Source organism: Frankia tisae (assembly GCF_025403405.1).
In the GTDB taxonomy this organism is placed as follows: Bacteria; Actinomycetota; Actinomycetes; order Frankiales; family Frankiaceae; genus Frankia; species Frankia tisai.
In genome coordinates, this window is sequence record NZ_JANEZT010000385.1 from 1 (window position 1) to 6,107 (window position 6,107).

Sequence of the window (6,107 nt, forward strand, 5' to 3'; positions counted from 1 at the left end):
ACCCTAGACGTGTAGGTCCTACCTACTCGGAGCCGTAGACGATCAATCCTGAGTAACGGTTACGTTGCCCTACCTCCCCCGCCGTCGAACCTCAGACCAAGGACATGCACCGGTAACGGCCGATGGCGGTGCGCGGGAAGGATCGCGGTGCGATGCGCACGATCCGCCCTCTCAGACGTCTCAGGAGTTCCGCCGCCCCGGCAGCCGTACCCGCCCTCCGTCCGCAGCCACGAGATGCTGGAGGTTAGTCACCGTTCGCGGGGTTGCGGCCGTCATCAACCTCCTGCAACTCGGCGGATCGACGCGGCGGATCGACGCGGCGGGCCGACGGCCGGTGAGGATCTTGGAGGGTCGGCTGCAGTGCCCAGACGCGGCGCAGATCCACGAAGCGGCGAGGCCCGGCGGCGAGGGCGAGAACTCTCCTGTGCGGCGCGACAGCGGTAGCGTTCGGCCACCGGGTATTGCGCGAAACAGCCACGTCCGCGGCGAAATCATCCGAATGCGGCGACGCGGGCACACGTGGCGTGACGCGGGCGCACGTGGCTTACTGTCCGTCAACGAGGGAGCACGAATGTCCGACGAAGTTCTGGTCGAACACGCCGACGGGGTCACCGTCATCACGATCAACCGCCCGCAGGCGCGTAACGCCGTGAACCGCGCCGTGTCCGAGGGGGTCGCCGCCGCCCTCGACGAGTTCGAGTCCCGCAAGGACCTGACCGTAGCGATCATCACGGGCGCCGGCGGCACGTTCTGCTCGGGGATGGACCTCAAGGCGTTCCTGCGCGGCGAGAACGTCGCCATCGAGGGCCGGGGCCTGGCCGGCATCACGCTGACGCCGCCGCGTAAGCCGATCATCGCCGCGGTCGAGGGCTTCGCCCTGGCCGGTGGGTGCGAGGTCGTGCTGGCCTGCGACCTGGTCGTCGCCGCCGAGAACGCCGCCTTCGGCATCCCGGAGGTCAAGCGGAGCCTCGTCGCCGGCGCCGGCGGCCTGCTGCGCCTGCCCAAACGCATCCCCTACCAGGTCGCCATGGAGCTGGCGCTGACCGGCGACCAGCTCTCCGCCGTCGACGCCCATCGCTACGGCCTGGTCAACGTGCTGACCCCGGCCGGCGAGGCGCTCGCCGGCGCCCGGGCGCTCGCCGCCCGGATCGCGGCGAACGGGCCGCTGGCCGTCGCCGCGACCAAGGAGATCCTCGCGTCGGCGTCCTCCTGGCCGGCGGACGAGGCGTTCGACCGCCAGGCGGAGATCATGAATCCGGTGTTCGCCTCCGCGGACGCCAAGGAGGGCGCGTTGGCGTTCGCCGAGAAGCGGGCGCCGGTCTGGCGCGGCGAGTGACCCTCGCCCGACGAGGGGACTGACGCCCACGCAGCGGCCGCGGGCTGGGCGCTTCCCGCCCCCGCCTGCGGCCGCTTCGCGCACGGACGCGGCCGCAGGCGGCCCAGGGACGCCACGGCCGCGGTGAGCGCGCGCGCATGGTGGGGGCACAAGCCTGCCGGACCATTACGTGCAGTTGCTGACACAACCTTATGCCCGCCAGGCATAACACCACAAAGGTGTGCTAGGTATGGTGCTCACCTGCGGATATTTTACGGTAATGTCCCCGCTTCGGGTACGTGCCTGTTGTCACAGGTCGTGAGCATCGCACGTGTGGATCCGATCCGGCCCGCCCTGCTGGCGACGAGATCGGAGTTTGCCGCGCGCCGTTCGCTGATCGTCGCCCGTCCTCGCCGATCGTCCGTTGCCTGCCACCGAGGGGTTCGCTGCTTATGCACCGCCGCCACACCCACTTACGACTCGCGACCGCCATGATCATCCTGACCGCAGCCACCGCAGGCTGCGCCAGCGGCGCGGCGGGGGCCTCGGGCGACTGCAACGCACCCGGGGTGACCAAGAACGAGATCCGCATCGGCATCGTGTACCCGGACACCGGCGCGGTGTCCGGGCCGCTGCAGGCAGCCCGCGCCGGCATCGACGCCCGACTCGGCGAGATCAACGCCAAGGGTGGCGTCAACGGCCGGAAGATCGTCTACGAGTGGCGGGACGACCAGGGCACGCCGGAGGCGAACGCGATCGCCGCCCGCGACCTCGTCGACCACCAGAAGGTCTTCGGCCTCATCGAGTCCACGATCGCGGCCAGCGGCAGCGCCCAGTACCTCAACGACCAGGGCATCCCGGTCACGGGCCTGGCCGCCGAGGGAGTCTGGTCGAAGTACCGCAACATGTTCTCGTTCTCGTACACCACCGGTGCCGCGGTGGACACCTACGGCATGTTCGTGAAGTCCCGCGGGGGCAGCCGGTCGGTGCTGCTGCAGACCGCCCTGTCCGGCGGCGTCTCCGACGTGGGCACCAAGCTCGTCCAGAGCATGACGGCGGCCGGCCTCAGCGACGGCGGGACCGTCAGCTACACGCCCGGCGCGGACAGCCCGACGGCAGTCGCCCAGCGCATCGCCGCCAGCGGCGCCGACACGCTCCTGGCCATCACCGACACCGACGGCCTCGTCCAGGTCCTCGCCCAGCTCCGCTCCTCCGGGCACGCACCCAAGGTCGTCATGGCGGTCAACGGGTACGACGCCGCGCTGCTCAAGCGGTACGGAGTCGGCATGGCCGGGGTGACGGTGCCGCTGTTCTACCGCCCGTTCGAGTCCGGCGGGCCGGCGATCGCCGCCTACGTCGCCGCGATGAGCCGCTACTCGCCGCAGATCGACCAGCCGCAGCAGGACATCCCGCTGCAGTCGTACATCCACGCGGACATGTTCATCCGCGGGCTGGAGGAGGCCGGGGACTGCCCGACCCGGCAGGGCTTCATCGACGGGCTGCGTTCGGTGACGAACTACGACGCCGAGGGTCTCATCCAGCCCATCGACATCGCCCACGGTCTGGGCCGCCAGACCACCTGCTACGCCTTCGTGCAGGTCAACGACGCCGGTACCGCGTTCGACGTCGTCAAGGAGCAGCTCTGCGGCAAGGAGATCACCTCCTGACACATCCCCGGGGTCGGGCGGCGAGGCGCCCGACCCCGGCACGTGGCGCGCCGCGGCGGCTCAGGACGCCGGGTGTAGCTCAGGACGCCGGGTGTAGCTCAGGGTGCGGGGTGTAGCTCAGGGTGCGGGGTGTAGCTCAGGGTGCGGGGTGTAGCTCAGGGTGCGGGGTGTAGCTCCGTGCGCAGCTCGTGGCTGCCGTCGGGCAGGGCGGCCTCGTAGTACAGCCGGTGGGAGCCGTCCGGCAGGGGCACGACGCTGACGTAGCGCAGCGCGCCGTCGCCGTCCGGGGAGACCGCGACCGGCTCGGTGCCGACGGCGTGGAAACGGTCGGGGGTGGCGCCGACGGCGAGGCCGGTGCGCTCGGCCCAGTTCTGCGCGGCACTCGCCCGCCCGTCGTAGTAGGCGACCGGCTGGGTGCCGCCGGTGAGCACGGCGCTGATCCGCACGCCGCGGGCGTCCCAGTGGCCCGGGCGGGGGGCGAGCGCCGTCCCGGTCCAGGTCCAGTGCACACCGTCGGGGCTGGTGGCGTGCCGGCTGTCCATCCGGTCGGTGGCCGCCGGGTCGTCGAGGGGATGGCAGGACGCCCAGAGCTGCCACTGGCCGTCGAGCAGGGCCACGACCGGGTCCTTCACGGCGAGGGTGGCCGGGTCGCCGGGCAGCACGGTGCGCCGGTGTCGCGGGTCGAAGGCGGCCGGGGAGTCGGCCTCCAGCAGGTCCACCCACCAGTGCGGGCTGCCCGGGGTGGCGCAGCTGACGTAGAGCCGCCACGAACCCTGCGGGGTCACCACCAGCGCGGGCCGCTCCAGGCTCTCCGCGCCGAACGGGTCACGCGGAATCTCGGCGATCTCGGCGAACGTCTCCCCGTCGGTGGAGCGGGCGATCACCAGCCCGTAGCCGCGGCCGCTGCCGATCGGGCGGCGCAGCCGGTAGGCCAGGTAGAACACTCCGTCGGCCAGCACCGCGCAGGGCGCGCCGGCCCAGAAACCCCGGCCCCGCCCCGGGGCGGGCGCCACGGTCGTCGCGGGCTGCCGGCCGGGCAGGGGAATGGTCTCGGACGCCGTGTACTGCTGGCTGATTGCCACGCCGCAACCCTACCGTTTCCGATGTGCAGGGCAGCCTGGCAAGCAGGCCTCAGCAGGGCCGTTGCACGGCTAGCATCCTGATTTCACCGGTCGGGTTACTCGGCTATGCAGGCGCGTGGCCCCGGCCGGCGCCGCCGGGTGCCCGGATCGGTCGACGCCGATCCCTGTCCGTCAGGAGCGACCGCAGATGGCCCTTCCCGACTTCCTCGTCCTCGGCGTGCCCAAGGCCGGCACGACCGCGCTGCATGCCGCGCTGTCGCGGCATCCGGGGCTGTTCCTGCCGCAGGTCAAGGAGCCGAAGTTCTTCCTCTCCGAGGGCCCGCCGCCGGCCCGCGGCGGCCCCGGCGACGCCCAGACCTACCAGGAGCACGTGTGGCGCCGCCGGGATTACGAGGCGCTGTTCGCCCCGGCGCCCGCGGGGACGCTCACCGGCGAGGCGACCCCCTTCTACCTCTACGACCTCGACGCGCAGAACCGGATCAGGCGACTGCTGCCGAAGGTGCGGATCGTCGTGCTGCTGCGTAACCCGGTCGACCGTGCGCATTCCAACTGGACGCATCTGTGGGCGGCCGGGCTGGAAAGCGAACGTGACTTCGTCCGCGCCTGCGCGCTGGAGGCCCAGCGGCGCGACGCCGGCTGGGCGCAGTTCTGGCACTACGTCGCTCTCGGCCGCTACGGCGAGCAGCTCGCCCACCTGTTCGGCCTGTTCTCCCGCGACCAGGTGCTGCTGCTGCGCTACCGGGACCTGCGCGACTCCCCCGCCGCCACGCTGGACCGCGTCTGCGAGTTCCTCGGCGTCTCCACCGGGCTCGTCGACCTGGTGCCCTCGGAGAACGTCACTCCGTTCGTCGCCGACACCCCGACGAACACGGCGCTGCGGGCGGTGCTGCGGACCGGGGGTCGCATCGGCCACCACTTCCCCGTGCCGGTGCGCCACGCGGTGCGCGGCCCGCTGCTGTCGGCGCTGCAACGCCAGAAGGGCGGCCGGCCGAAGCTGACGCCGGAGCAGCGCCGGGCGGTGCTGCCGTACTTCGTCGACGACATCGCCCGCCTGGAGGAGATCACCGGCCTGCCCTACCGCGACTGGCTCACCGTCGGCCTCGAACCCGAGGCGATCGACTGACCCCGCCCGCAGCGGCCCGCGCCGCCGACGGCCGCCCGGCGGGCGCGGGTCAGCCCAGGGAACGCGGGTCGGCGGGGACGTCGACGGCGTGTGCGCGCAGCGCCTCCAGCGGGATGACCTCCAACGCCCGCTCGTGGGTGCAGGCGAGCACGACCGGGGCGGCGACCCCGGCGTCGTAGGACTGCAGCCACCGGACGGCGACGACACACCAGCGGTCCCCGGGACGCAGGCCGGGGAAGGAGTACTCCGGCCTGGGTGTCGACAGGTCGTTGCCGACCTGCCGCTGGTGACGCAGGAAATCGGCGGTCACCACCGCGCAGACGGTGTGGCTGCCAAGGTCCTCCGGACCGGTGCTGCAGCACCCGTCACGGTAGAACCCGGTCACCGGATCGGTGCCGCACGGTTCGAGCTCGCCACCGAGAACGTTGCGCTCCACTGCCACCCGCCCATTTTCTCCCACCCACGCCGCGACCACACGGTGTCTCGCCAGATCGGGCCGGTCAGGTCCCGGTGATGATCGGCACGTCGGCGGTGATCCGCCCCGGTGGCGGGTCGAACGCGGCCGGGACGGGGCTGTGCAGGGCGGCGGGTAGCGGCTCGGCGTGGACGACGGTCAGGTCGCTGACGGCTCGGGTGAGGACGACGTACAGGCGGCGCAGGCCCAGGCGGGGATGCGGTTCGCCGGCGACGATCGCCGCCGGTTCCACCGCGATCACCTGGTCGAACTCCAGGCCCTTGGCCAGGGAGGCGGGCACGAGGCAGGCCCGCGACGGCGTGCTGTCGGCGCCGAGTTCGTCGACGGCCAGGTCGGCGGCGCGCAGGGCTTCGGCGAGGGCGGGGAGGTCGGCGTCGGCGGCGATGACCGCGAACGAGCCGCTGCGGGCCCGGGCGCGGGCGACCTGGGCGGTGACGGCGGCGGC

Annotated in this window: 5 protein-coding genes and 1 pseudogene; 3 read left to right on the plus strand and 3 right to left on the minus strand. The window is 72.4% G+C overall.

Annotation, left to right across the window (positions count from 1 at the left end; all coding sequences use genetic code 11):
- Nucleotides 1–571 precede the first annotated feature (571 nt).
- The gene (locus NBZ85_RS26130) at nt 572–1,336 is read left to right on the plus strand and encodes a crotonase/enoyl-CoA hydratase family protein (RefSeq protein ID WP_251747223.1); all 765 of its coding nucleotides are present in this window, start codon (nt 572–574) and stop codon (nt 1,334–1,336) included.
- 431 nt (nt 1,337–1,767) lie between these two features.
- Nucleotides 1,768–2,982 carry an ABC transporter substrate-binding protein gene (locus NBZ85_RS26135; RefSeq protein WP_261559151.1) on the plus strand — a complete coding sequence of 405 codons (1,215 nt, stop codon included), beginning with the start codon at nt 1,768–1,770 and terminating at the stop codon, nt 2,980–2,982.
- A 155-nt stretch (nt 2,983–3,137) separates the two neighbouring features.
- Here the strand turns inward: NBZ85_RS26135 and NBZ85_RS26140 are convergent, their stop codons facing one another.
- A complete protein-coding gene (locus tag NBZ85_RS26140; protein WP_261559149.1) occupies nt 3,138–4,064 on the minus strand; it encodes a glycoside hydrolase family protein in 927 nt (308 codons plus the stop codon).
- A gap of 187 nt (nt 4,065–4,251) precedes the next feature.
- On the opposite strand from NBZ85_RS26140, the gene NBZ85_RS26145 reads away from it, so the two are divergent.
- Entirely contained in the window at nt 4,252–5,187 is a 936-nt protein-coding gene (locus NBZ85_RS26145; RefSeq protein WP_261559147.1) for a sulfotransferase family protein, read from the plus strand.
- A 49-nt stretch (nt 5,188–5,236) separates the two neighbouring features.
- On the opposite strand, the gene NBZ85_RS26150 is transcribed toward NBZ85_RS26145, so the two are convergent.
- Both NBZ85_RS26150 and NBZ85_RS26155 read right to left on the minus strand, forming a co-directional pair.
- Nucleotides 5,237–5,629, minus strand: coding sequence for a DUF2237 family protein (locus NBZ85_RS26150; protein ID WP_261559145.1), 393 nt, complete (start codon nt 5,627–5,629; stop codon nt 5,237–5,239).
- Between the two features lie 58 nt (nt 5,630–5,687).
- Nucleotides 5,688–6,107 (minus strand): annotated as a pseudogene (locus NBZ85_RS26155) (ATP-binding protein); the annotation flags it as partial.

What these genes read in the sequence shown, in the direction of transcription:
- NBZ85_RS26145 (WP_261559147.1), top strand. Translation starts at nt 4,252, where the DNA reads ATGGCCCTTCCCGACTTCCTCGTCCTCGGCGTGCCCAAGGCCGGCACG.
- NBZ85_RS26130 (WP_251747223.1), top strand. Translation starts at nt 572, where the DNA reads ATGTCCGACGAAGTTCTGGTCGAACACGCCGACGGGGTCACCGTCATC.
- NBZ85_RS26135 (WP_261559151.1), top strand. Translation starts at nt 1,768, where the DNA reads ATGCACCGCCGCCACACCCACTTACGACTCGCGACCGCCATGATCATC.